This window comes from Bacillus sp. AFS002410 (assembly GCF_002556365.1).
GTDB lineage: Bacteria > Bacillota > Bacilli > Bacillales > Bacillaceae_G > Gottfriedia.
Map to the genome: position 1 here is coordinate 432,478 of NZ_NUEU01000009.1, position 24,304 is coordinate 456,781.

Here is a 24,304-nt window from a genome sequence, read left to right on the forward strand (position 1 = left end):
CGATTCACTATTAGCTATTTAACATATATACCATTCGGTCTTTTCCATTTATATCGAAAACAACTTCAACAGCTGCACCCGGAAAAGCTTTTCTTAAGATGTCAGCAACTGGCTCACCTTGGTTTACACCAACCTCAAATGCAACAAGAGACTTTTCTTTTAATACTTTAGGTAAGTCATTTGCAAAACGGCGGTAAAAATTCAGACCGTCTTCACCACCCACTAAAGCACGGTATGGCTCATGATTTTTAACAACATCATCTAATCCTAACCAATCCTCATGAGGAATATAAGGTGGATTTGATACAACAATATCAACCTTCTTATTTTCTTCAATAAAGTAATTAAGTAAATCATTATGAATAAAATGAACTTTCGCATGTAGCTCTTGTGCATTTCGTTTAGCAACTTGGATTGATTCTTCTGCTATATCGACTGTATGAACTGTAAGTTGATTACTTTCAAGCTCAAGGGAAATCGCAATTGCTCCACTACCTGTACCTACATCAACTAGTTCAAGTCGATCTGTATTGTTCCAATGTTTTTGAATACGTTGTAGAACCCCTTCTACTAATTCTTCTGTTTCCGGTCGAGGTATTAGGACCTCCTCATTAACGAAGAATTTACGACCATAAAAATACTCATATCCAATCAAATATTGTATTGGCTGGCCTTCAATATGCTTATTAATAAAATCCTGAAATTGTGTCCACTGACTGTCTTCTAAATCTTCTCTCATATTCAACAGCAATTCCGTTCGATTGCAGTCTAATATATGTTTTAATGCAATTTCACCCACATTTTCATCGCGACCGTGTTCTTGTAAAAAAGAAGAAGCCCATTTTAGGGCTTCATATATCTTTGTCGTCATTATTGACTTTGTTCCATTCGTTTCGCTTGGTCATCCATAATTAATGCATTAATAATTTCGTCGATTTTACCTTCAACGATTTGATCAAGCTTTTGAATTGTTAATCCAATTCGATGGTCAGTTACACGGTTTTGTGGGAAGTTATAAGTACGGATACGTTCAGAGCGGTCACCCGTCCCTACAGCCTGCTTACGGTTTTGATCATATTCAGCTTGAACTTCTCTTTGGAATTTATCATAAACCCTAGCGCGAAGAACCTTCATCGCTTTTTCTTTATTCTTAATCTGTGATTTTTCGTCCTGACATGATACAACTGTATTCGTAGGAATATGTGTTAAACGAACAGCAGACATCGTTGTATTTACCGATTGTCCACCAGGTCCACTTGAAGCAAATGTATCAACACGAATATCTTTGTCATGTATTTCAATTTCAACTTCTTCAGCTTCTGGTAAAACAGCTACTGTTGCAGTTGAAGTATGAATTCTACCACCTGATTCTGTTTCGGGAACACGTTGAACACGGTGAGCACCATTTTCAAATTTTAATTTTGAGTATGCACCTTTACCGTTTATCATAAAGATAACCTCTTTAAAGCCACCTAGCTCTGTATAGTTACCTTCAATGATTTCTGTTTTCCATCCATTTACCTCAGCGTAACGGCTGTACATACGGTATAAAGTAGAAGCGAATAATGCAGCCTCGTCTCCTCCTGCTGCACCACGAATCTCAACGATAACGTTTTTATCATCATTAGGATCCTTTGGAATTAAAAGGATTTTTAATTGCTCTTCTAGCTCTTTTGATTCGTTTTCTAATTCGTTTAACTCTTCTTTTACCATTTCTTTCATATCAGCATCAAGCTTCTCTTCAAGCATAGCTTTTGCATCTTGGATTTGCTCTTTAACTGATTTGTATTGACGGTAAGCATCAACCGTTTCTTGAATATCAGATTGTTCTTTTGAGTATTCACGTAATTTTTTTGAGTCATTTAATATTTCAGGGTCACTAAGTAAATCGTTTAATCTATCATAGCGATCCTCTACTGCTTGCAATCGATCAAACATAATTTTCACCTCGACATTTTCGTCTTAAATTTTACTAAATATATATCGAAAGAAGCGATACAAAATCGCTTCTTTAATTCTAATTGCCTGATAAATGCGTTATTGCGCCGTCTATCCACAACTCTTAGTATATGGTCTTAATTGCTAATTTTCAACCTACTGTCAATTAATCATTTTGATTTTGAAGAGCGGGTTGAATTGTTTTAGTTGGTACCTCGTGGCAATGGCGACATCTTGGTTCGTATGATTCAGACGCACCTACTAAAATGATAGGGTCTTCAAATAAAGCTGGTTTACCATTTATTAATCTTTGAGTTCTACTTGCTGGAGAACCGCACGTAGCACAAACCGCGTTTAGTTTTGTTACATGTTCGGCAATCGATAATATTTCAGGTACCCTTCCGAATGGTAATCCTCTGAAATCTTGGTCTAATCCCGCACAAATGACTCTTTTTCCTGAGTTCGCAAGTTGTTGAACAATATTTACGATTTCGTCATCAAAGAATTGAATCTCGTCGATTGCAACTACTTCAACTTCTTCGGTTACGTATTTTAGGATGTGTGATGAGTGTGTTACTGCGTAAGCAGGTACTTTCATACCCGTGTGAGACACCACTTCTACTTCACTGTATCGATTATCAATTGATGGTTTGAATGTAACACAACTCTGCCTTGCAAATTGTGTACGACGAACGCGGCGAATTAGTTCCTCTGATTTTCCAGAAAACATACTTCCGCAAATCATTTCAATCCAACCATTTTTTTTCATCATAAAGAACATTATGTGTCTCACCTTTCTATATCAGTACAAAGACTATTTTATTTATTTTAAGCTATTATAAAACGCTAGAAAATTCAGCATTATTGTTTGTGTAAGTATCTTTTCTATCTATATAAAAATTCATTATATTGAATTATACTTCTATGATATTTGACTATAAATGCGTAAAAAAAGCAGGCAAAGTAGCAATAACTCGCCTGCTTTTCATCAATATTACTTAAGGCCGTATTTTTTGTTGAAACGTTCAACACGTCCTGCAGCGTTAGCAAATTTCTGACGACCAGTGTAGAATGGGTGTGAATCAGAAGAAACCTCAACTTTGATTAAAGGGTAAGTTTCGCCATCTTCCCACTCGATTGTTTCGTTAGAATATTTTGTTGATCCGCTTAAGAATTTGAAACCAGTGTTAATATCCATAAACACTACTTTCTTGTAATTAGGATGAATATTCGCTTTCATGTTTTTCATCTCCTTCCGCCCTGAAATCCTTGAAATCAGAGTTATAAGAAACTATGTGTATACCACATAATTTACATTTCACATACAAATGAAATTATAGCAACTAACCCGGGAGATTGCAACCCACTATTTTCTCTTACAGGTTGCTTATATCTTCCAACTATTTATGAGAGACAGGTGTCTTTCTACTTTCTTCGGTCATCGTATTGAAGAATTCTTCATTTGTTTTCGTTTGACGAAGCATTCTGAAATAACGTTCAACAAAGTCTGGAATATCTGACATTGTTTTTCTCATTAACCATAGCTTGTCCAGATGATCTTTTGGTATTAATAAATCTTCCTTACGTGTTCCAGAACGACGAATGTCAATCGCAGGGAAAATACGACGTTCAGCTAACGAACGATCAAGATGAAGCTCCATATTTCCAGTTCCTTTGAATTCTTCATAAATAACATCGTCCATACGAGAACCTGTATCGATTAAAGCTGTAGCTAAAATCGTTAAGCTTCCGCCTTCTTCAATGTTTCGCGCAGCACCAAAGAATCGTTTTGGTCTATGGAACGCAGCAGGGTCAATACCACCTGATAATGTACGACCGCTCGGCGGAATAACTAAATTGTATGCACGAGCAAGTCTAGTTATACTATCCATTAAAATAATGACATCTTTCTTATGCTCTACTAGTCTCATAGCGCGCTCTAATACTAATTCAGCAACTTTAATATGACTATCTGGCGTCTCATCGAAAGTTGAACTAACAACATCTCCTTTTACAGAACGTTCGATATCCGTTACCTCTTCTGGTCGCTCATCGATTAGTAATACAATTAGTTCTGCTTCTGGGTGATTTGTTGTTATGCTGTTTGCAACTTCTTTTAATAATTCAGTTTTACCTGCTTTTGGAGGGGCTACAATTAAACCACGTTGACCAAATCCTACTGGGGCAATCATATCGATGATTCTTGTTGAAAACTTAGCAGGTGATGTTTCAAGCTTCATTTGTCGATTAGGATACAATGCAGTAAGTCCTGGGAAGTGAACGCGTTCTTTCGCATTCTCAGGGTCATCTCCATTTACTGCTTCTACTTGAAGTAGACCAAAGTATCTTTCATTCTCTTTTGGAGGACGTACTTTACCGGAAACTTTATCTCCGTTTCGCATATCAAAACGACGAATTTGAGATGCAGAAATGTAAATATCCTCTGAGCTTGGTGAATAATTGATTGGACGTAAGAATCCATATCCTTCTGAAGGGATAATTTCTAATACACCTTCCATGAACATTAATCCATCTTTTTCAGCTTGCGCTTTTAAGATTGCAAAAATAAGTTCTTTTTTCGTTAATTTGCTGTAGTACGAAATTTTCATTACTTTTGCATGTTCATACAAATCTTTTAATTTCATGCTTTCTAATGCAGAGATTGTTAAACTCATATAACACCACTCTTTACTTTTTTTCGTTCAAATTAGGGTTTTTCTTAATTCGGAAGGTTATTTAGAAGGTTTTAAGAAGGAAACTTACATAAAGTATTACTCTTTAGTGTAACCTTTTCCCCTAAAAATATTCTAAGTAATTAGAATTAATAGGATTACTATCTATTGAGATTATAATTCGAAAGAGTTTTTTATGCCAACTATTTTTCGACTGAACTATTTAATGACTCTTCCCTTTGGGAAATAAAGGAAAGAGCCATTATTTTAATACACTATTATTTAAATTTTTTAGACTGTTGACGAAGATTACTGATGATCGGTTAATGCAACATTAACCATAAGAATCTTCTACTTTTTTGCTCTATTATTTAATTACTAGGTTAGGTTTTTTGTTTAAACTGTGACGTCCATCAACAAAACGAACAGTTCCTGATTTAGCACGCATAACTAATGAATGTGTAGTTCCTACATTGCCTTTGTATTGAACACCTTTTAATAATTCTCCATCAGTTACTCCAGTAGCAGCAAAAATTGCGTCATCACCTTTAACTAAATCGTCCATGTATAATACACGGTTTGGATCTTCGATGCCCATATGTTTGCAACGTTCGATCTCTTCTTCGTTTTGAGGTAATAACTTTCCTTGAAGTTCGCCACCTAAGCATTTTAAAGCTACTGCAGCGATTACTCCTTCTGGTGCTCCACCGCTACCGAATAAAATATCAACACCTGTGTGATCAAAAGCTGTGTTAATTGCACCAGCTACATCACCATCATTGATTAATTTAATTCGAGCACCTGCAGAACGAATTTCTTCAATTAATTTCGCGTGACGCTCTCTATTTAACACTGTTGCAACGACTTCGTTTATATTTTTCCCTTTTGCTTCTGCTACAGCCGTTAAGTTTTCAAGAACAGATGCATTTATATCAACTTTACCTACAGCTTCAGGTCCTACTGCGATTTTCTCCATATACATATCAGGCGCATGTAATAAATTTCCATGGTCAGCTATAGCAATAACGGCTAAAGCATTCCAGCCACCAGATGCTACGATATTTGTTCCCTCAAGTGGATCAACTGCTACATCTACTCTTGGACCATAACCATTTCCAAGTTTCTCACCGATATAAAGCATTGGAGCCTCATCCATTTCCCCTTCGCCAATTACAACTGTCCCCTTCATAGGAATCGTGTCAAACACATCACGCATTGCTGTTGTAGCAGCATCATCTGCTTCATCTTTTTTGCCTAAACCCATCCATTTTGCTGATGCAAGTGCTGCCGCCTCAGTAACACGCACTAACTCCATTGATAAACTTCTTTCCATTCAAAACTCCCCCTTTGATGTAAATGAAAACTATCTTATTTATGTTAAACTGGAGTATATAGACATCCAAATTTACGCATTTTTTAATTGTTCAACTTCTTGTTTAGTTAACTGAACACGCCAAACATTTGCTCCTAAGCCTAAAAGCTTTTCAACTAAATCCTCGTATCCTCGATCAACATGCTCCAATCCAGTTAGCTCTGTTTTGCCTTCTGCAATTAGACCTGCTATAACAAGTGCAGCGCCAGCACGTAAATCACTTGCTTTTACGCGACCACCTTGTAACTCAGATGGACCAGAAATAATAGCCGTACTTCCCTCTACTTTAATGGTTGCACTCATTCTTCTAAGTTCATCAATATGTTTAAACCTCGCACCATAAATAGTGTCAGTTATAACGGCTGTCCCATTTGCTTTCGTTAGCAATACAGAAAACGGCTGCTGTAAATCCGTCGGAAAACCTGGATAAACCAATGTTTTAATATCAACTGATTTCAGTTCTCTATTCGATCCTGTAACGATTATTTGATCGTCATTCGTATCAATATCTATATTCATTTCTCTCATTTTCGCAATAAGTGATTCTAAGTGATGAGGAATAACGTTATCTACAATAACCTTGTCCCCTTCTTGCACAGTTGCAGCTGCTAATATTGTATAAGTCCCTGCTTCAATGCGATCCGGAATAATTGTATGTGTGCAGCCCGATAAAGATTCTACACCATCAATTCGAATGACATCAGTACCAGCACCTTTAATTTTAGCACCCATACTAGTTAATAAAGTCGCAACATCAACAATCTCAGGCTCTTTTGCAGCGTTTTCAATAACGGTTCTACCATTTGCTAAAACTGCCGCTAACATGATATTAATCGTTGCCCCAACACTTACTACATCTAGGTATATACGTGCACCTTTTAATTCTTCTGCTCTTAAATAAATTGCACCTTGCTCATTCGTTACTTTTGCACCTAATGCTTCAAAACCTTTTATATGTTGATCAATAGGTCTTGGTCCAAGATAACATCCACCCGGTAATCCTATAACCGCTTGCTTAAATCTACCTAACATTGCACCCATTAAATAATAAGAAGCGCGCAATTTTTTTACTTTTCCACTTGGAAGTGGCATTGCAACCATATTTGTTGGATCAATCATTATTTTTTCATCAGAAACTTCTACTTGACCTCCAATTTCTTCTAGTAGGTCACAAAGCGTTTGAACATCTGAAATATTAGGAACACCTTCTAGTGTTACCGGTGAGCTAGCTAGTATAGTTGCTGGGATTAATGCAACCGCACTATTTTTGGCACCGCTAACACGAATAGTACCTTTTAAAGGTATACCGCCTTCTAATACAAGCTTTTCCATAGTATACTCCCTTCTAAAATGAGCAGAAGAAAATAGTAGAGAAGTAAAACTTTCAGCTTCTCAACTGTTAAATAGTTTCTACCTATTTTCTCCAAATTTCTACTTCCCTAATCTTAGTTTATACGAGAGGAACAGTCTATTGTAAAGACATTTGCTTAGGAAAATCTCGCACGTTTTTTAGTACAATATCTTCAAATTCCATAAATATTAAGCAATCCCTTTAAATAAAATTTAATTGGTAGAATAAGTAGAAATAGATATTTAGTAAAGATATTTTTTAAAAAAATCAATTAGTCCTCTACTAATTCTAATCATTATTGTCCAATATCTTCAAGTGTAAATGAAAAAACATATAAATTTCTTGTTTAACAGCATGGTTAAACAAGAAAACCGTCTAAACATAATTTAGACGGCTTAATTTATTATAATATATCATATTTCAAGCTAAAAAACTTAAAATATTACGCTTTGTTGCTAGTACCGAACTCACGGATTTTACCAGCCACTGTTGCAATAATTGCTTCGCGACCTGGTCCAAGTACTTTACGTGGATCATATTGGTTTGCATCATTTGCAACGAAATCACGAACAGCTTTGTTGAAAGCAATTTGGTTCTCAGTGTTTACGTTGATTTTTGCAGTTCCACGAGCGATTGCTTTTTGAATTTGTTCAGTTGGGATTCCTGTTCCACCGTGTAAAACTAATGGTACATTAGTCTCTTTACCAACTTGTTCCATTTCGTCGAAACCTAATTTAGGTTCACCTTTGTATGGTCCATGAACAGAACCTAAAGCTGGAGCTAAGCAGTCAATGCCTGTACGCTCTACAAGTTCTTTACACTCTGCTGGGTCAGCATAGATAATGTCACCAACAACGTGATCTTCTTGTCCACCAACAGTTCCTAATTCAGCTTCAACAGACACACCATGAGAATGAGCATAGTCTACAACTTTTTTAGTTGTTTCAACATTTTGCTCAAACGGATCATGAGAAGCGTCAATCATAACTGAAGTAAATCCAGCATCAATTGCAGCTTTACAAGCTTCATAGCTTGAACCATGATCAAGATGAATTGCAACAGGAACAGTCACTTTTAAATCAATTAGTAAACCTTCAACCATTTTTACAACAGTGTTAAATCCACCCATGTATTTAGCTGCACCTTCAGAGACACCAAGGATTACAGGTGATTGTTCTCTTTCAGCTGCAGTAAGAATAGCAAAAGTCCACTCTAAGTTATTAATATTGTATTGACCAACTGCATACTTACCTTCTTTTGCTTTATTAAGCATTTCAGTCATAGATACTAAAGGCATTTTAAGCCCTCCTTATACTCATTTATGAAAATTAATCTGCACCTATAATTGTACTAACAAGAATATAATGCTACAAATCGATCTTTATTATGTAAATTAATAGGTATTTATATCACAACATAAGAATACAAAAAATGAAATGAAAACACAACAAATATCATCTAATGTTCGTATTATCGTAACATATTGGACAATTAAATGACATTTCTACCTATTTTATCCCCAATTTCCGAAAACGCTTTCAAGGTGCGAATGTAAAATAAAAGCAGATGGTCCGCTACCCATCTGCTTTTTTACTGCTGAGATTGTGGTTGTGAAGTATACTCTCGAACAACCTTCTTAATTTCATCAATATCAAATGGTTTTGGAAAATATTGTAGTGCCCCTAATTTTTTAGCTTCTTCAATAATATCTAGCTCACCATAAGCCGTCATCAAAATGACTTTAATATCTTTATTTATTTCTTTAATACGTTTTAAAATCTCTACTCCGTCCATACCTGGTATTTTCATATCAAGAATAACTAAGTCGGGACAATCCTTCACTACAATATCAATCGCTTGAAAACCATTAGCTGCCTGAAAAACCTCATAGCCTTCTTTTTTGAAAATTTCATGTAAAAGTAAACGTATTCCGTACTGGTCGTCTACAATAAGTAACTTACTTCCCAAAAATAGTACCACCTTTCTAAACCAGATAACGTGCTTAAAAAAATACAAACTTCCCTAGATTTTTACATTCTACCTAAAAATCCATTTTCCTGCATTTTGTTCATAAACTTTACAAAAAATTACTTTTCATAATTTTTTTGTATATACCTAAATTACAGTATAATGGTTAGAACATACTTTTATAAGAGGGAGTATTATTTAATGTTAAAAATTTTTTCGACACAATTGAATGGAGTTTTTCAAAAAGTAGTTAAACAAGAGGAAGTTTTTGAAGATGCTTCACGCTTTCTAGCACAGGCCGTTATTGGTGAAGGAAATGTTTATGTCCACGGCACAAAAGAATTCTACGGCATCGTTTCAGAGGTTACTGATGGTGCTGAGCAAAATGAAGCATTTAAACCTTTATTTGAAAACGGCGAAATTCAATCTCTAACTCCAGTAGATCGAGTACTGTTATTCACAAGAAAAACTGATGACCAAGAAGCCATTCTCCTTGCAAATAAATTAGCGGAATCAAATATTGGATTAGTGATTGTCTCTACCTCTATAAACGGTGAAGATCATTTATCAGAACTAGCTGATGTATTTATTAACTATGAACTTACAAGGAAGCTAGTTCCAACTGACGAAGGAGACCGAATCTGCTTCCCTACCTTACTTACAGGTTTATTTATTTACCACTGTCTGTTGCTAACGATCAGCGAGATATTAGAAGACTATTAAGCAGTATATAAGAAAATAGACTTTCTTTCATACTCAAAAAAAACACCCAACAAAATTTTTTTATAAATTCTGTTGGGTGTTTTTTATTTTTAAAAGTCTTTGTGCTTCCACTCGAACTTTTGACCTATATTTTCATCCCTTACCTTATTTCTGAGCTTGAAGTGATGCTCCAACAAAGTCTCTGAATAATGGTTGTGGTCTGTTTGGACGAGAAATAAATTCTGGGTGGAATTGAGATGCTACAAACCACGGGTGGTTTGGTAACTCAATAATTTCTACTAAACGACCATCAGGGCTAGTTCCTGAGAAAATAAATCCTTCTTGTTCCATTTGTTGACGGTATTCATTGTTGAACTCATAACGATGACGATGACGTTCGTAAACTACTTCATCACCATATGCTTCATATGCTTTTGAGCCTTCAACTAATTTACATGGATATAAACCTAAACGTAATGTACCACCTAAATCCTCAACATCTTTTTGCTCTGGTAATAAATCGATAATTGGGTAGTTAGTTGTTGGATCGATTTCTGCTGAGTGAGCACCTTTCAGTCCTAAAACATTTCTAGCAAATTCGATTGATGCAATTTGCATACCTAAACAAATTCCTAAGAATGGTACGTTATTTTCACGAGCGAATTGCGCAGTTAAAATTTTTCCTTCTACACCACGGTCTCCGAATCCACCTGGTACAAGAATTCCATCAACATCGCTTAAAAGTTCATTTACGTTAGCTGTTGTAACTTCTTCTGCGTTAATCCATTTGATTTCAATTTCACTATCAAAAGCAAATCCTGCGTGCTTTAATGCTTCTGCTACTGAAATATACGCATCTTGTAATTCTACATATTTACCAACAAGAGCAATTTTTGTTGATTTCGTTAGGTTTTTAACTTTGTCTACTAATGAAGTCCATTCTGTCATATCTGCTTCATTTGTTTGTAGTTTTAAATGGTTACATGCGATACTGTCTAATCCTTGTGCTTGTAAAGCTAATGGGATTTCGTAAAGTGTATCAGCGTCTACACATTCGATTACGTCTTTAGCATCTACATCACAGAATTGTGCAATTTTATCTTTCATTTCTTGTGGTACAGATGTTTCTGAACGTAAAACGATCACGTTTGGTTGAATACCAATACTACGAAGCTCTTTTACACTATGTTGAGTTGGTTTTGTTTTTAACTCACCAGCTGCTTTAATATAAGGAAGAAGCGTACAGTGAACATACATTACATTGTCGCGACCTACATCGCCTTTAATTTGACGAATAGCTTCCATAAATGGTAATGATTCGATATCACCAACAGTTCCACCGATTTCAGTAATAACAACATCCGCATTTGTTTCGCGACCAGCACGGAAAACTTTATCTTTAATTTCGTTTGTAATATGTGGGATAACTTGTACAGTTCCACCTAAGTAATCTCCACGACGTTCTTTTTGTAAAACTGTAGAATAAACTTTACCACTAGTTATATTGTTGAATTTAGTAACATTAATATCAACAAATCTTTCATAGTGACCTAAGTCTAAGTCTGTTTCTGCGCCGTCATCTGTTACGAAGACTTCACCATGTTGGTAAGGACTCATAGTTCCTGGGTCTAAGTTAATATAAGGATCGAACTTTTGAATTGTTACATTTAATCCTCTGTTTTTTAGTAATCGTCCTAAAGATGCTGCAACAATCCCTTTACCAAGAGATGAAACTACGCCACCTGTTACAAAAATATACTTTGTCATAATTGAGCCCCTTCCATTTTTAGCATTCGTATTTTATTTTTTCTTACTAGAAATTACAAAGCTAAATTCTAAAAATAATTTAATAACTTTTTGTATGCATGCTTTATTGTCTTCCAAAATGGGTTTTTTTCATGCAAATTTTTAACTTTTTGATTCAATAAGAATATAGCAATGTTCGTATCTTTACTATAAAGTTTTCTAAAAAAACAAAGACGCCCCCTATATAAAATAGGGAGCGTCGAATTATATATCGTTCTTTTTAAAGAGCCCAATAAAGATTCTACTCATTCAGTCCTAAAAAGTCAAGAACTTATCGTTCTTCTTCCTCTTCAAATTCATCTAATTCTTCATCTTCTTCTTCTTCTAGTTCTAAATCTTCATCCTCTAGGTCTATATCCTCATCGTCTTCGTCGATTTCTTCATCATCGAATTCATCCGTTTCGTCATCTTCAACTAGATCTTCATCAAGTTCATCTAACTCAGCGTCTTCTTCTTCAAACTCGTCTTCATCAGATGTGTCGTAATCATCAAATTCTTCATCTTCTTCTACTTGCTTACGTTTCTTCTTAGGTTTTGCAACAGGTAATACTTCTTCTTCTGCTTGGTCATATGGATACCAAGCACGTAATCCCCAGCGATTTTCACCTAAACAAACGAAACGTCCATCAATATTTAATTCTGTATAAAATTGAGGAAGTTTTTCCATAAGCGCATCTCTAGTTACACCTAAAACAGTTGCCATTTGGTCAACTAAGTCATAAAAAGAAATAGGTTCCTTTGTTTCAGAAAAAGTTTCATATGCTAATTCAATAAGCGATAATTCTTTTAATTGCTCTTCCGAGTAATGCTTTAAACTCAAGGTAAGCACTCCTTTAAAAATAATATTTTCACCATAATTTTAGTAACATTATGTATAAATTTTACTTGTTAGTTATAAAATACATATCTTTCATTATAAACAAAACTAAGTTAAATATGCTAGCACCTTGTCTATATTTTTCAATATTAGATTAATTTTTCATGAAAATAGTAAAATGAGCGTCCAAAAGACGCTCAAATAAGGGCAGGGTTTAGGGGATGTAGATCGGTCGATAAAAAGGATTTCAATGCCCCCCCTCTCCCCCTTGTATAAATTGTGTAGTTAATGATGTCTAACTCCCGTCGTTTGCTCCTCTTTAGGCAGAGCAAATAACTTTCGTAACTGTTTATTACATATTTCTACGGTATTGTCCGCCAACTTCATATAAAGCTTGCGTAATTTGTCCTAAGCTAGCCACGCGAACAGTATTCATTAGCTCTTCGAATAAATTACCGTTCTTGCGAGCAACTTGTTTCAATTGTTCTAAAGCGACTTGAGCTTCAGATTTATTTTTAACTTGGAATTGTTCTACATGATCAATTTGCGATTGTTTTTCCTCATAGCTTGATCTAGCGATTTCCATTGTATTAATGGATTCCATTTGCTCATTAGGATTGATATAAGAGTTTACTCCGATGATTGGAAGATCTCCATTATGCTTTAGTGTTTCGTAATAAAGTGACTCTTCTTGGATTTTACCGCGTTGATATTGTAGTTCCATTGCACCTAATACGCCACCACGATCACTGATTCTCTCAAACTCTTTTAGAACTGCTTCTTCTACTAAATCAGTAAGCTGTTCAATGATAAATGATCCTTGAATTGGATTTTCATTTTTCGATAGACCATTTTCTTTTTGAATTATAAGCTGAATAGCCATTGCACGACGTACTGATTCTTCAGTAGGAGTTGTAACAGCCTCATCATATGCGTTTGTGTGAAGTGAGTTACAGTTATCATATAAAGCTAATAATGCTTGTAATGTCGTACGAATATCATTAAATGCCATTTCTTGAGCATGTAAAGAACGACCTGATGTTTGAACATGGTATTTAAGTTTTTGACTACGCTCAGATGCACCATATTTATCTTTCATCGTAACAGCCCAAATTCTTCTCGCCACCCGACCGATCACAGAGTATTCAGCATCTAGACCATTACTAAAGAAGAACGATAAATTATGAGCAAAATCATCAATCTTCATGCCTCGACTTAAATAATATTCAACGTAAGTGAATCCGTTTGATAAAGTGAATGCAAGTTGTGAAATTGGATTTGCTCCAGCTTCAGCAATATGATACCCAGAAATTGAAACAGAATAATAATTACGAACACTATTATCGATAAAGTACTGTTGAATATCTCCCATCATTTTTAAAGCAAATTCTGTTGAGAAGATACAAGTATTTTGCCCTTGATCCTCTTTTAAAATATCAGCTTGAACTGTTCCACGAACTTTTTGTAACGTTGCTTGTTTTACCACAGTAAACTCTTCAACTGTTAAAATTCGACCTAGCTCTTTTTCTTTTAACTCAACTTGTTGATGAATAGCTGTATTTAAGAACATAGCTAAAATAATTGGAGCTGGACCGTTAATTGTCATCGAAACTGATGTTGAAGGGCTACATAAGTCAAACCCATTGTAAAGCTCAATCATATTTTCTAATGTACATACGTTTACGCCACTTTCACCAATTTTCCCAAAAATATCAGGACGAATTGCTGGATCTTCGCCGTATAAAGTTACTGAATCAAATGCTGTACTTAAGCGTTTAGCTGGGTCATTCTCACACAGATAGTGGAAACGTTTATTTGTTCTACTTGGTGGTCCCTCACCAGCAAATTGTCTCTTTGGATCTTCGTCTTGGCGCTTGAATGGGAACACCCCAGCTGTAAATGGGAAGTATCCAGGTACATTTTCTTTTGCAACCCATCTTAGTAAGTCACCATAGTCACGATATGTTGGAACAGACACTTTAGGTATTTTCGTACCAGATAATGTTGTTGTTGTTAACTCAACTTTTATTTCTTTATCTCTTATTTTTTGAATAAGTTGATCTTTTGAATATGCCTCTTTAATCAATTTAAAATGATTTAGAGCTTGTTTAGTAGAAGGAGCAAGAGATTCTTCAAATTTATTTTTCAAATCTACTATAGTGCTTTTTCCATCTTCAATGTTTTGTGATTCGATTTCAGCTAGCGTTCCCTCAATTTGATATAGCTTTGAAGCTTTTGCTGCTTCAACTTCGGTATTAGTATGATAATCTCTTACCGCTTCTGCGATTTCTCTTAAATAAAAACGACGATTACTCGGAATAATGACATGTTGTTTTTCAACGTTTCCTGGTTTAATATACGTCGTGTTCCACTCATTTGCAGTATGTTTTTCAATTGCCCCAGTTAAAGCTAAGAATAAATTATTAGTACCTGCGTCATTAAATTGACTAGCAATCGTACCGTAAACTGGCATTGTAGCTATATCATCATGGAAAAGATGGCGACTGCGTTGATATTGTTTTTGAACAAGTCGTAATGCATCCTCTGAGCCTTGACGTTCAAATTTATTAATTGCAATTAAATCTGCGAAGTCAATCATATCAATTTTTTCTAATTGAGAAGGTGCTCCAAATTCGCTCGTCATAACATACAGATGAATATCACTGTATTGAGTAATTGCCGCATCACCTTGACCGATTCCACTTGTCTCAACAAAAATAACGTCAAAATCCGCTGTTTTTAAAATTGAGATCGTATCCTCTAAAGCATTCGAGATTTCAGATTGGCTATCTCGAGTTGCTAAACTTCTCATATACACATTTGGATGGTGAATTGAATTCATACGAATACGATCACCTAATAGTGCTCCACCCGTTTTTCGCTTCGTTGGGTCAATCGAAACAATACCGATTGTTTTTTCAGGAAACTCTTGAATAAAACGGCGTACTAGTTCATCTGTTAATGAACTTTTACCAGCTCCACCAGTACCAGTCATACCAATGACTACACTTTTACTAGTTTCTGATTTTTCTAATGTTGCTGCCATTTCTAAACTTGAATCTAAAGAACCTTTATTTTCAGCTAGAGTAATGAATCTAGCAATCTCTTTATGATTTGTTGCGGATAATTTTTGAACATTTTCTAAGTCCTTCAAAGGTGGAAGAAAATCTGTGCTTTGTAGCATATGATTAATCATTCCTTGAAGCCCCATAATGCGTCCGTCTTCAGGTGAATAGATTTTAGTAATTCCGTATGCTTCTAGCTCCTCTTGCTCTTTAGGCAAGATTACGCCCCCTCCGCCACCAAATAACTTGATGTGAGCTGCGCCTCTTTCTTGAAGTAAATCATACATATATTTAAAGTACTCCATATGTCCACCTTGGTAGGAAGAAATAGAAATACCTTGTACATCCTCTTGAATAGCTGCGTTAATAATTTCTTCAACAGAACGGTTATGACCTAAGTGAACTACTTCAACACCGTTTTCTTGCAATAATCTTCTAATCATATTGATCGACACGTCATGACCATCAAATAAGCTTGAAGCAGTAACAAAACGAATCTTATGTTTAGCTTGATACTTTTCTACCATACTAATCATCCCCCGGAATTATAATTACCTTTTTCGTAAAAGAAAACTTGGTAAAGGGTATCCCATATTCCTTATACCAAGCTATCCTGATCATTCGTAATGCAAAATTAAAATTAAGCTATATTTTTACAGCATTCTTGAGATTACTAGTTTTTGAATTTCTTGTGTACCTTCATAAATTTGAGTAATTTTAGCATCTCTCATGAAGCGCTCCACAGGATAATCCTTTGTATATCCATATCCACCGAAAACTTGTACTGCTTCTGTTGTAACTTTCATTGCAGTATCACCTGCAAATAATTTCGACATTGCAGATTCTTTACCATATGGAAGCCCATTCGACTCTAACCATGCTGCTTGATAAGTTAATAGACGAGATGCTTCAATGCTTGTAGCCATGTCAGCAAGTTTAAACGAGATACCTTGTTGAGCAATAATTGGCTTTCCAAATTGAACACGCTCTCTAGCATAATCAACTGAAGCGTCTAGAGCACCTTGTGCAATACCTACTGCTTGTGCAGCAATTCCATTTCTTCCGCCGTCAAGAGTTTGCATGGCAACTTTAAATCCCTTACCTTCTTCACCTAAAAGGTTTTCAGCAGGGATACGACATTCTTCAAAGATTATTTCAGTTGTTGGAGATGAACGAATACCTAATTTACTTTCCTTCTTACCAACTGAAAAACCTGGTGAATCACTTTCAACGATAAAAGCAGAAACGCCATGTTTATTTGTTGGGTCAGTCACTGCAAATACTACATAGATTTCAGCTTCTCCACCATTTGTAATAAATATTTTTGAACCGTTTAATATATATTCATTTCCTTCTTTTCTAGCAGTTGTTCTCATTCCACCAGCATCTGATCCAGAACCTGGTTCAGTTAATCCGTAACCACCAATTTTTGTTCCTTGTGCTAATGGTTTTAAGAATTTTTGTTTTTGTTCTTCCGTACCAAATTTATAAATCGGCCAACTAGCTAATGAAGTGTGTGCAGATAAAGTTACACCTGTTGAAGCACAAACTCTAGAAAGCTCTTCTACCGCAATAACATAAGCTAAATAATCACTACCGATTCCACCATACTCTTCTGGGAATGGAATGCCTGTTAATCCTAACTCAGCCATTTGATCAAAGATTGAACGATCAAATTTTTCATGCTCATCACGCTCAGCAGCTGATGGAGCAACCTCATTTCTAGCAAAATCTCTTACCATTTTACGAATCATTTCATGTTCTTCACTTAAACGAAATTGCATAGATCATTTCCCCCGATTTTTGCTAGGACAAGGATGAACAATTAAATAAAAGTTTTAATTAAAGATACTTAGTATATATCCTATTCCTTTTTACCTTATTGCTCCCTTATCACTGCCATGTTCTTTTTGTCGAATTTTGTAAGCGTTATCATAATAATTTGTACTTTGACTAAAAAGATAGTCTACTAAGAATATTATTAGACAAAAAACTGAAAATTCCTGTTATTTTTTGTAGAAAAATTTTAGTGCAAAAAAGGAAGGAAAAAAAGGGTAGAGGAAATAGCAAAAACAAACATAATGGAATTAAAGACAGGAACAAGGGAATGCAGAATCAATGGTGTAGGAAAAGAAAATAGATTTTCTTTCCTTCTATCCAATGAGCAGCATTCCCTTTGTGCTCTACTTTAAAAATTCCTTACCTTAATCGATCACGTTTTTCATATACTATTCTCTTTTCCCTTAATGTACCTCTACTAAAATAGCGTCTCCTTGACCACCGCCACTACAGATTGCTGCGATTCCTAGACCTCCACCTCGTTGTTTTAGTGCATGAATTAGGGTTACAATGATTCTTGCACCACTTGCTCCAATTGGATGTCCTAGAGCAATAGCTCCACCGTTTACATTTATTTTTTCTAAAGGAATATCAGCTATTTTCGCACTCGCTAAAGCTACTGCTGCGAATGCTTCGTTAATTTCAAATAAATCTATATCTGAAATGTTTTTATTTGTTTTTTGTAATAATTTTTGGATTACATATCCCGGAGTTCTTGGGAAGTCCTTTGCTTCTACAGCCATTGAATCTGTAGCAACAATTGTAGCTAATGGTGTGAAACCATTTTGTTTTGCTTCTTCCTCACTCATTATTAAAAGTGCTGCAGCTCCGTCATTTAATCCAGGTGCATTTCCTGCAGTAATCGTTCCGTCGCGATCAAATGCAGGATTTAATTTAGCTAATTTTTCAATTGTCGAATCCTCTCTTGGACACTCATCTACTTCAATTTTTGTTACGACACCTTTTTTGCCAACAGACTCAATTGTTACAATCTCTTCTTCAAATCTACCTGTTTTAATCGATTCAACGGCAAGTTGTTGACTACGAAGTGCCCACTCATCTTGTTGTTCACGAGAAATATCTTCTAATTTTGCAACTTCACTTCCATATGTACCCATATGAACGCCAGTGAATGAACAAGTTAAACCATCTACTAGTAAGCCGTCTTTTAACTCAGAGTGTCCCATCTTATTTCCCCATCTTAAATTGGTTTGATAGTATGGTGTATTACTCATAGATTCCATTCCACCTGCGACAATACGTTTACTTTCACCAGAACGAATTAATAAGTCAGCAAGCATTACACTTCTCATTCCTGATGCACATACTTTATTAATTGTTTCTGATCTTGTTTCCCAAGGTAAGCCTGCATTACGTAGTGCTTGTCTTGAAGGTAATTGCCCTTGTCCACCTTGTAAAACGCTTCCCATAATTACATCATCAATTGATTCTAAAGGATGGTTAACACGATTCAATGTTTCTTTAATTGCAATACCACCTAACTCAGCAGCACTAAAACCTTTTAACATACCTCCAAAGCGTCCTAGTGGTGTACGAACTGCACTTACTATAACTGTTTTACTCATCCCAATTTCCCCCTTAAATTAAGAAACTAATTTCTCTTCTATAAAAAATTCCTTTAATAGCAAATAAAAAGGCGCTCACTACAATCTGAAAGGTGTACAAGTTGCACACCTTTCATTGTTAGTTTATGAAACTTGAAAAGTAATAGAACTCTTATGAAGCCTGGCTCTGCTTATCTCCAAAGATTGAAATTACTAAAAGCTCTGCAACATCGAGTGTTTTAACACTTTCTTCAACTTCTTTTGCTTTTGTTCCATCTGATAACATTGTTAAGCAATAAGGACATCCTGTTCCAATGACATTCGGACTAACTGCAAGTGCTTGTTCAGTACGTGTAACATTAATACGGTTACCAACATGCTCTTCCATCCACATTAATCCACCACCCGCTCCACAGCACATTCCTGTTTCACGTTTACGCTCCATTTCAACTAGCTTTACGCCAGGAATTGCACGAAGAATATCTCTAGGAGCTTCATAAACTTCATTGTATCTACCTAAATAACATGAATCATGATAAGTAATAACTTCATCTACACGATGAACTGGATTTAATCTTCCTTCTTTAACCCATTGCGATAATAATTCTGTATGGTGATAAACTTCAACTGATAATCCAAAATCAGGATATTCATTTTTAAATGTGTTATAAGCATGCGGATCAATTGTTACTAATTTGCTTACTTCTGCTTTTTCGATTTCTGCGATATTATTAGATGCTAATTCCTGGAATAAGAATTCTTGACCTAAACGTCTAGGTGTATCACCAGAGTTTTTCTCCTTATTACCTAAAATTGCAAATTTAATTCCAGCTTCATTCATAAGTTTTGCAAACGCTAGAGCGATTTTTTGGCTACGGTTATCATATGCACCCATTGAACCAACCCAGAATAAGTATTCAATTTCTTCCCCAGCTTTTTTAGCTTCTTTTACAGTTGGGATGTGGATACTTTCATCAAGCTCTCTCCAATTTTCACGATCCTTACGATTTAATCCCCAAGGATTTCCTTGGCGCTCGATATTCGTCATTGCACGTTGAGCATCAGGTTGCATTTTCCCTTCCGTTAAAACTAAATAACGACGTAAATCAATAATCTTTTCAACATGCTCATTCATTACTGGACATTGGTCTTCACAGTTACGACAAGTCGTACATGCCCAAATCTCTTCTTCAGTAATGACATCGCCAATTAAACTTGGACTATATTCTAATGTTGCTGCTGTTTCTTGATTTCCTTGAGAAGAAAACGCTAATTGATTACCTTTTGTTTTAGAAAAAGCAACAGTTGGAACCCATGGTGCTCTAGATGTTACTACAGCTCCAGTTTCAGTTAAATGGTCACGAAGTTTTAAGATTAAATCCATCGGTGACAGCATTTTCCCAGTTGCCGTAGCAGGACAAACATTTGTACAACGACCACATTCAACACAAGCATATAAATCAATTAATTGAGACTGACGGAAATCACTGATTTTTCCAACACCAAATGTTTCCTGCGTTTCATCTTCAAAATCGATTTTTTCTAATTTCCCTGCTTTCGATAAGCGATTAAAATACACATTTGCTGGTCCAGCAAGTAAATGTGCGTGCTTTGATTGAGGCACATACACTAAGAAAGTTAAAAGTGAAATTAAGTGAGTCCACCAAGCAACATAAAAGAATGAAATGGCTAAAGGTTTACTAATTCCACCAAAGATTGTTGCAACTAAAGATGCGATTGGCTCATGGAAGCTTGTTCCTTCTCCGCTCCAAATGATTCCCATACCATTTCCAAAAAGAGTTGATAACATTAATAAACCAATAAAAATTAGAACTAAACCGCTTTTCCAACCTCTTTTTAATCGAACTAACTTTTCAATATATCTTCTATGGAAAGCCCAAACAACTGCTACCAGTATTAACAAAGCGACGATTTCTTCAAAAAATGTAAATGCACCATATAACGGCCCAAGTGGTAGATGCACCCCAGGAACTAGACCTCTTAAAATAAAATCTAAAGCACCTGCTTGAACTAAAATAAATCCGTAGAAGAATAGCAAATGGATAAATCCACTTTTCTTATCCTTCAATAGCTTTTTTTGTCCAAAAACATTCACCCAAATTTTTTGAAAACGATCTTTAAAATTTCTTTCAAACTCTTCCTTTTTGCCTAGCTTGATGTAAGCTAGTCTTGTTTTAATCAGGTAAATGAATAAATAAATTGCATAAACTGTAATTGCCACAAACCCAAATGCGTTCAAATACAAAAGTGCATGATCCATGATGTATTCCTCCCCCAATGTCCCCGGTTATAAATAAAACGCTTACTTTTTAAAAATTTATAACCATAATAATATTCAGAAAATATATACTTTAATTATATTATGAATGACTATTCAGTCAAATACTTTTTCATATTAAATTAGCCCTTTTTCATATTCTTCAGTTTAAATGGTCATACTATCAACACGTAAAAGGTAAAGGAGTTAGTTATATGATTCTTTGTATTTGCTTATTTGCTCTACTCATCCTAATACTCCTTGCTAGCTTAGATCTCTATTTTGGTTACAGAGCTTTTCATAAATATGATAAGGTTTGCCCATTTAAAAATAGATATAGTGAAACAATGTTAATAACAGATGGTAATGTCCTATACGAAAATCTTCTTAAAGACATAAATGAGGCAAGTTCTAGTATTTCCATGCTTTTTTATATCGTTCGTAATGATGATACTTCCGAAAAATTTTTGTCGCTACTAGAAAAAAAGGCGCACGAAGGACTACAAGTACGCTTACTTGTCGATTGGATCGGTAGTTTTGGACTTAAACGGAAAAGAATCGAAAAACTAAAAAAAAATGGTGTAAAAGTATTATTTAATCGACGTACTGGATTTCCGTATACTCTCTATCGGTTTCAGCACCGTAACCATCGTAAAATTACAGTGATTGATCAAAAAACCGGTTATTTTGGTGGATTCAATATTGGTAAAGAATATATTGGCTTTGACGAAGACCTAGGCTATTGGAGAGATTATCATATTCGTATGACAGGTGAAGGTGTAAAAGATTTACATGTTCAATTTTTAATAGACTGGGTTAGAAGCGGTGGAGAATCCTTCACTTTAATTGATGAAAAAGACCTAGTTACGGGAAAAATCGAACATCACTTCTATTCATCTGACTTTATTCGTATTGAGAATCTTTATAAAGAATTAATTGATAAAGCAGAAAAACATATCTTTATTGGCACTCCATATTTTATACCAACTAAAAAGCTCATGGATGCTTTACTAGCCGCACAAAAACGAGGAGTCCGTATCTGTGTTATGGTTCCTGAAAAAGAAGACCACAGGCTAGTTAAAGAAGCTAGTTTCCCTCACCTCCTTTTAATCCTTGAAGGTGGCGGCGAAGTTTTCCATTATCAGAAAGGATTTTTTCATGCAAAAGTACTATTAATCGATGATTGCTGCTGTGATGTAGGGTCCGTTAACTTTGATCGTAGAAGCCTTTGTATAAATGATGAGTGGAGCTGTATTTTTGCAAATGAATCCTTCATATTGGAAATCAAAAAAATATTTATGAAAGACTTAGAGTGTTCAAAATCCTACCCTATTCAACATTATAAAAAGACAACTCTCTCATGGAAATGTCGTAAGCTTTTATCCAAGCTTCTTTCTCCATTAATGTAATGTTTTTAAAGTACCAAAAACAGTAATAGAGGTGAGCACAAAATGATTATTCGATTTGGATACGTCTCACATGCATTATCTTTATATAATTGTTCACCTGCAAAAACACTAACTTTAACACGTTATAAAGCGCTCGATCAAGATGAACGTTTAGAGAAGCTAATTTCTGTTACAACACAAAATTTGGAGAATACGTATAGGGCACTTCATTATAATGTAGGACAACAAATTCCCTTATACAGAATGTCCTCTTCAATGGTCCCTTTGGCGACTCATCCCGATGTAGAGTTTGATTATATTAATATTTTTCACAAGCAATTCAAAGAAATAGGCGATTTTATTAAAAAGCATGAATTAAGAGTTAGCTTCCATCCTAATCAATTCACGCTTTTTACAAGTGAGAAGCCACATATTACTGATAATGCTGTAATTGATATGGAATATCACTTTAAAGTACTTGAAGCAATGGGCGTTTCAAACCAAAGTGTGATCAACATCCATATTGGAGGGGCTTATGGTAATAAGGAGCTTGCTATTAATCGCTTTTATGAGAATATAAAAAAACTCCCTTCTCATATAAAAAAACAAATGACACTAGAAAACGACGATAAAACGTACAATACCTCGGAAACATTAATCGTATGCAAAAAAGAAGGTATACCGCTCGTGTTCGATTATCATCATCATATGGCCAATTTATGTGATGAACCATTAGAGGAATTATTACCTTCCATTTACTCGACTTGGAATCACACTGATTTGAAACCTAAAATACATATTTCCTCTCCAAAATCTGAAAAAGAGTTTAGGTCTCACTCAGACTTAATTGATCTTGATTTTATTAAACCCTTTTTTGACATTGCTCGATCAATTGGAAGTGATATCGATATAATGATTGAGTCGAAAAAAAAGGACATAGCATTATTACAATTGATGGAAGACTTATCAAAATTAAGGGGCTATAAACGAATAAGCGGCGGAATAATTGAAGTGAAATAGAAACCACAAGGGAACCTTTACTCCCTTGTGGTTTTACTTTTTAAGAGCTTTTTATCTGCTGTGAAATCATTAGTGATATGATGGTTTATAGATATTCATCTAAAGTCTAACTCCGACTCTAATATAAAGGTGGCTTGGAAATGAACTATCAGGGTGCTTTACAACAATACATAATTGCAACAAATACGCATGATTTTGACCAAGTAAAAAAATACATACATAAGGATGCTACTTATTGGTTTTCTAATAAATCATGTACAAATTTACTAGATATCCAACAGTACTTTGAAAATGCTTGGAATCTAATTCAAGATGAAGTCTATAGAGCTACAAATGTAAACTGGCTAACTACTGATGAGAATTCCGCTTCCTGTACTTATCAATATCATTATGAAGGCTACATGAATGGGAAATTCGTAAAAGGTCATGGTAGGGCTACAAATGTGTTTATGAAGGATGCAGTTGGTGACTGGAAGGTTATTCACGAGCATTTGAGTAGCCATGCATAACACGCGATTTCTTT

19 protein-coding genes are annotated in these 24,304 nt (G+C 35.2%); 4 read left to right on the forward strand and 15 right to left on the reverse strand.

Annotated elements, in window-relative coordinates; all coding sequences use genetic code 11:
- Window positions 1-10: 10 nt before the first annotated feature.
- The 9 genes from prmC to CN692_RS09765 all read right to left on the reverse strand — a co-directional run bounded on the left by prmC (window position 11) and on the right by CN692_RS09765 (window position 9,301).
- Window positions 11-871, reverse strand: a complete 861-nt coding sequence (prmC, locus tag CN692_RS09725) for a peptide chain release factor N(5)-glutamine methyltransferase (RefSeq protein ID WP_098118953.1) — start codon at window positions 869-871, stop codon at window positions 11-13.
- Window positions 871-1,938 carry a peptide chain release factor 1 gene (prfA, locus tag CN692_RS09730; protein ID WP_142317313.1) on the reverse strand — a complete coding sequence of 356 codons (1,068 nt, stop codon included), beginning with the start codon at window positions 1,936-1,938 and terminating at the stop codon, window positions 871-873. The genes prmC and prfA overlap by 1 nt, the downstream gene beginning before the upstream one ends.
- Window positions 1,939-2,104: 166 nt before the next feature.
- Entirely contained in the window at window positions 2,105-2,719 is a 615-nt protein-coding gene (locus tag CN692_RS09735) for a thymidine kinase (protein ID WP_098118955.1), read from the reverse strand.
- A gap of 213 nt (window positions 2,720-2,932) precedes the next feature.
- Complete coding sequence (locus tag CN692_RS09740) at window positions 2,933-3,178, reverse strand: type B 50S ribosomal protein L31 (protein ID WP_025671035.1); 246 nt, start codon at window positions 3,176-3,178, stop codon at window positions 2,933-2,935.
- Between the two features lie 160 nt (window positions 3,179-3,338).
- Window positions 3,339-4,613, reverse strand: coding sequence for a transcription termination factor Rho (gene rho, locus CN692_RS09745; protein WP_098118956.1), 1,275 nt, complete (start codon window positions 4,611-4,613; stop codon window positions 3,339-3,341).
- A gap of 364 nt (window positions 4,614-4,977) precedes the next feature.
- Complete coding sequence (gene glpX, locus CN692_RS09750) at window positions 4,978-5,943, reverse strand: class II fructose-bisphosphatase (RefSeq protein ID WP_098118957.1); 966 nt, start codon at window positions 5,941-5,943, stop codon at window positions 4,978-4,980.
- Between the two features lie 72 nt (window positions 5,944-6,015).
- Window positions 6,016-7,314, reverse strand: coding sequence for a UDP-N-acetylglucosamine 1-carboxyvinyltransferase (locus CN692_RS09755; protein WP_098118958.1), 1,299 nt, complete (start codon window positions 7,312-7,314; stop codon window positions 6,016-6,018).
- Window positions 7,315-7,775: 461 nt separating this feature from the next.
- Window positions 7,776-8,630 (reverse strand): class II fructose-bisphosphate aldolase, encoded by an 855-nt coding sequence (locus tag CN692_RS09760; RefSeq protein ID WP_098118959.1) that lies wholly within the window; start codon window positions 8,628-8,630, stop codon window positions 7,776-7,778.
- A 293-nt stretch (window positions 8,631-8,923) separates the two neighbouring features.
- On the reverse strand, window positions 8,924-9,301 hold the full coding sequence (locus CN692_RS09765; RefSeq protein ID WP_088070284.1) for a response regulator: 378 nt from the start codon (window positions 9,299-9,301) through the stop codon (window positions 8,924-8,926).
- A gap of 201 nt (window positions 9,302-9,502) precedes the next feature.
- On the opposite strand from CN692_RS09765, the gene CN692_RS09770 reads away from it, so the two are divergent.
- Window positions 9,503-10,024 (forward strand): DUF2529 family protein, encoded by a 522-nt coding sequence (locus tag CN692_RS09770; protein WP_179874404.1) that lies wholly within the window; start codon window positions 9,503-9,505, stop codon window positions 10,022-10,024.
- Between the two features lie 144 nt (window positions 10,025-10,168).
- On the opposite strand, the gene CN692_RS09775 is transcribed toward CN692_RS09770, so the two are convergent.
- The 6 genes from CN692_RS09775 to CN692_RS09800 all read right to left on the reverse strand — a co-directional run bounded on the left by CN692_RS09775 (window position 10,169) and on the right by CN692_RS09800 (window position 21,376).
- Window positions 10,169-11,770 (reverse strand): CTP synthase, encoded by a 1,602-nt coding sequence (locus CN692_RS09775; RefSeq protein WP_098118961.1) that lies wholly within the window; start codon window positions 11,768-11,770, stop codon window positions 10,169-10,171.
- A 310-nt stretch (window positions 11,771-12,080) separates the two neighbouring features.
- Window positions 12,081-12,629 (reverse strand): DNA-directed RNA polymerase subunit delta, encoded by a 549-nt coding sequence (rpoE, locus tag CN692_RS09780; RefSeq protein ID WP_098118962.1) that lies wholly within the window; start codon window positions 12,627-12,629, stop codon window positions 12,081-12,083.
- 349 nt (window positions 12,630-12,978) lie between these two features.
- On the reverse strand, window positions 12,979-16,218 hold the full coding sequence (gene icmF / locus CN692_RS09785) for a fused isobutyryl-CoA mutase/GTPase IcmF (RefSeq protein WP_098118963.1): 3,240 nt from the start codon (window positions 16,216-16,218) through the stop codon (window positions 12,979-12,981).
- 126 nt (window positions 16,219-16,344) lie between these two features.
- On the reverse strand, window positions 16,345-17,475 hold the full coding sequence (locus CN692_RS09790; protein ID WP_098118964.1) for an acyl-CoA dehydrogenase: 1,131 nt from the start codon (window positions 17,473-17,475) through the stop codon (window positions 16,345-16,347).
- 459 nt (window positions 17,476-17,934) lie between these two features.
- Window positions 17,935-19,116, reverse strand: a complete 1,182-nt coding sequence (locus tag CN692_RS09795; RefSeq protein WP_098118965.1) for an acetyl-CoA C-acetyltransferase — start codon at window positions 19,114-19,116, stop codon at window positions 17,935-17,937.
- A gap of 151 nt (window positions 19,117-19,267) precedes the next feature.
- Entirely contained in the window at window positions 19,268-21,376 is a 2,109-nt protein-coding gene (locus tag CN692_RS09800; RefSeq protein ID WP_098118966.1) for a heterodisulfide reductase-related iron-sulfur binding cluster, read from the reverse strand.
- A gap of 212 nt (window positions 21,377-21,588) precedes the next feature.
- On the opposite strand from CN692_RS09800, the gene cls reads away from it, so the two are divergent.
- The 3 genes from cls (at window position 21,589) to CN692_RS09815 (ending at window position 24,290) form a co-directional block, all read left to right on the forward strand.
- The gene (gene cls / locus CN692_RS09805; protein WP_098118967.1) at window positions 21,589-22,782 is read left to right on the forward strand and encodes a cardiolipin synthase; all 1,194 of its coding nucleotides are present in this window, start codon (window positions 21,589-21,591) and stop codon (window positions 22,780-22,782) included.
- 42 nt (window positions 22,783-22,824) lie between these two features.
- Window positions 22,825-23,781 (forward strand): UV DNA damage repair endonuclease UvsE, encoded by a 957-nt coding sequence (uvsE, locus tag CN692_RS09810; RefSeq protein WP_098118968.1) that lies wholly within the window; start codon window positions 22,825-22,827, stop codon window positions 23,779-23,781.
- A gap of 140 nt (window positions 23,782-23,921) precedes the next feature.
- Entirely contained in the window at window positions 23,922-24,290 is a 369-nt protein-coding gene (locus tag CN692_RS09815; RefSeq protein WP_098118969.1) for a YybH family protein, read from the forward strand.
- Window positions 24,291-24,304: the final 14 nt, after the last annotated feature.

Bases quoted from the DNA above. Each gene is read 5' to 3' on its own strand.
- prmC (WP_098118953.1), bottom strand. From the start codon at position 871: ATGACGACAAAGATATATGAAGCCCTAAAATGGGCTTCTTCTTTTTTA.
- prfA (WP_142317313.1), bottom strand. From the start codon at position 1,938: ATGTTTGATCGATTGCAAGCAGTAGAGGATCGCTATGATAGATTAAAC.
- CN692_RS09735 (WP_098118955.1), bottom strand. From the start codon at position 2,719: ATGTTCTTTATGATGAAAAAAAATGGTTGGATTGAAATGATTTGCGGA.
- CN692_RS09740 (WP_025671035.1), bottom strand. From the start codon at position 3,178: ATGAAAGCGAATATTCATCCTAATTACAAGAAAGTAGTGTTTATGGAT.
- rho (WP_098118956.1), bottom strand. From the start codon at position 4,613: ATGAGTTTAACAATCTCTGCATTAGAAAGCATGAAATTAAAAGATTTG.
- glpX (WP_098118957.1), bottom strand. From the start codon at position 5,943: ATGGAAAGAAGTTTATCAATGGAGTTAGTGCGTGTTACTGAGGCGGCA.
- CN692_RS09755 (WP_098118958.1), bottom strand. From the start codon at position 7,314: ATGGAAAAGCTTGTATTAGAAGGCGGTATACCTTTAAAAGGTACTATT.
- CN692_RS09760 (WP_098118959.1), bottom strand. From the start codon at position 8,630: ATGCCTTTAGTATCTATGACTGAAATGCTTAATAAAGCAAAAGAAGGT.
- CN692_RS09770 (WP_179874404.1), top strand. From the start codon at position 9,503: ATGTTAAAAATTTTTTCGACACAATTGAATGGAGTTTTTCAAAAAGTA.
- CN692_RS09775 (WP_098118961.1), bottom strand. From the start codon at position 11,770: ATGACAAAGTATATTTTTGTAACAGGTGGCGTAGTTTCATCTCTTGGT.
- icmF (WP_098118963.1), bottom strand. From the start codon at position 16,218: ATGGTAGAAAAGTATCAAGCTAAACATAAGATTCGTTTTGTTACTGCT.
- CN692_RS09790 (WP_098118964.1), bottom strand. From the start codon at position 17,475: ATGCAATTTCGTTTAAGTGAAGAACATGAAATGATTCGTAAAATGGTA.
- CN692_RS09795 (WP_098118965.1), bottom strand. From the start codon at position 19,116: ATGAGTAAAACAGTTATAGTAAGTGCAGTTCGTACACCACTAGGACGC.
- CN692_RS09800 (WP_098118966.1), bottom strand. From the start codon at position 21,376: ATGGATCATGCACTTTTGTATTTGAACGCATTTGGGTTTGTGGCAATT.
- cls (WP_098118967.1), top strand. From the start codon at position 21,589: ATGATTCTTTGTATTTGCTTATTTGCTCTACTCATCCTAATACTCCTT.
- uvsE (WP_098118968.1), top strand. From the start codon at position 22,825: ATGATTATTCGATTTGGATACGTCTCACATGCATTATCTTTATATAAT.
- CN692_RS09815 (WP_098118969.1), top strand. From the start codon at position 23,922: ATGAACTATCAGGGTGCTTTACAACAATACATAATTGCAACAAATACG.